This is a genomic window from Paraburkholderia sp. RL17-373-BIF-A (assembly GCF_046030175.1).
Lineage (GTDB): Bacteria > Pseudomonadota > Gammaproteobacteria > Burkholderiales > Burkholderiaceae > Paraburkholderia.
The window spans coordinates 1-1,870 of record NZ_JARESO010000224.1 but is presented as its reverse complement, the minus strand read 5'-3'; the positions used below and the strand labels follow the sequence as shown (position 1 = coordinate 1,870).

At 54.3% G+C, this 1,870-nt stretch carries 2 protein-coding genes; both read right to left on the bottom strand.

Features of this window, described 5'->3' with window-relative positions; all coding sequences use genetic code 11:
* The coding region (locus P0D80_RS49840; protein WP_408296037.1) for an EscC/YscC/HrcC family type III secretion system outer membrane ring protein at nt 1-1,354 on the bottom strand (1,354 nt) is incomplete at its 3' end.
* The gene (locus P0D80_RS49835; protein WP_408296035.1) at nt 1,351-1,752 is read right to left on the bottom strand and encodes a hypothetical protein; all 402 of its coding nucleotides are present in this window, start codon (nt 1,750-1,752) and stop codon (nt 1,351-1,353) included. The genes P0D80_RS49840 and P0D80_RS49835, both read right to left, overlap by 4 nt.
* Nucleotides 1,753-1,870 lie beyond the last annotated feature (118 nt).

The window sequence follows — 1,870 nt, the reverse complement described above, 5'->3', positions numbered from 1 at the left end:
CTCCCTCTATGTTCTCATCCTGCACAAATCCACCAAGTAACAATGCCTGACCCACGTTGAGTGTGGCTTGCGTAGCAATCTCCGCATTCTGAATTTGTGGCAGGGACTCAGTACGACTGATTGGCCGGTCTTGACGACCGTCTTGAATGTTAAGCGTGAGCAGCACCCGATCGCTCCCGTCCTCATGAATTAGCCTTGGGGTAACCCGCATCAGTGCACCAGTCGTCACAGACTCGAGTTGTGCATTCTTCTCGCTCACCAGCTTCGTGTAGAAGGTGATGCTGCGATCCAACACAGCTTGCACATTGTCTAATGTCACAACAGAAGGACGCGAAACAATCTTCGCTTTGGACTTCTGCTGCAGAGCACTTAGGCGCAACATGAAGGCACCTGCATTTGATATCAAGGTGGAGAAGCTATCTGAAGCCAGACCTCCGCCACTGTTCACACTGACCGTACCGCCGCCGATACTCGCAGAAACGGACCAGTCGACCCCCAGTTCGCTAATGTCGGAAGCGTCGACGTCTATAATAGCCATTGAGATCTCAATGATATGTGCTCGTTGATCCAGCTTCGGAATTAGATCAATGTATAGCCCCATATTTTTCTTTCTATCGCGCACCAGCACCGCATTCTGACGCATGTCTGCGGAGAACGCCGGCAGACCTGTTGCGCCGACCGCAGCGGCAGACTTACCGTCTGGCGGCGATAAAGTCTTGCCTTGCGCCATCTCGCGCAGCACCGACACCACCCCGGGCACCACCACTGGTTGATTGCGATAGGTATAACTCGTGTCAGCGGCGTTGGCATACTTGAGCGGGAAAAGCGATATCGTCTCTTTGTCTTGCTCCTGATATAGCTTCTGCTCATCAAGCTGCTTCGCAAGAGCAGACACCCGAGTCAAACACACAGGTACGCCATTCACCTGCAGAGCGTTGAAATAACTCATAGTTCGCAGTTGACAAGAGGCGTCGTCCAACAAACCGCTCGACTCGACTAGCCCGTACAGTTCGCCCACACCTAAGTAGCTGGGGATAAGCGTGACCCGATCCACCTCCGTCGCCTTGTACACATAGAGCGTGCTGCCATCGTAATAAGGCAATAGTTGATAAAGTCTGGCCAGCTCTGCCAACGCACTACCTCGCGGATTGTCATGTAACTCCCCGACGTAGGGCTCGGTAATCTTCGCACTCACTACGACGGGCAACTTGTAGTTGGCGCCGATACTTCGAAGTACCGAAGCTACTGTGGTACCGTGACTAGAGAGAAAGAATGGCGGACCGCGCCAGGTAACGGGCTGCGCTGTCGTAGTACAGGCAATCAGGAATCCGGATATCAACAGAAAGAGCTTCATGCGTACCCCCCTGTGATAGGCAAGATCCGTGTCGCACCCTCTCCTCGCGCAGCCAACAGGGCCACGAGCGCCAGTTGCTGTTGGAACAGCAGATCTAGTTCGGTTTCTGTCAGAACAACAGGATAGCGGCGCAGTAGCCAGAGCCGGTTATCTACTATATAAAGGGCGTCATCATACGCTTCCGGCGTAGCGGCCAGCATCAAGCAGACATCAGATGCCTGCGTAACGGGGCGCTGCAAAGTGATCGCCACCGCTGTTCCGCTGGTGAACGCGCGCGCACGTATTGCGCCAACGTCTAGGCTGCCAGTCAACGGGGACCCTTCCGCAGCCCATCGAGGTTCGTACACCCGCTCCGCTATCCAGCGCAAGACGAGAAAGGGATCCAGTACCTTATTCATGAACCCTATGTTGCCGCCTGGATCTGCAACGGCGTATCGGGTCTAAACCTGAAAGTGGCAATTGCATCGTTGGGGCTTTGTTGTTTAATCGTTCAGCCCTCCTTGGCCTTAGTCCTCC

Coding starts and splice junctions, on each gene's coding strand:
- P0D80_RS49835 (WP_408296035.1), bottom strand. CDS start 1,752: ATGAATAAGGTACTGGATCCCTTTCTCGTCTTGCGCTGGATAGCGGAG.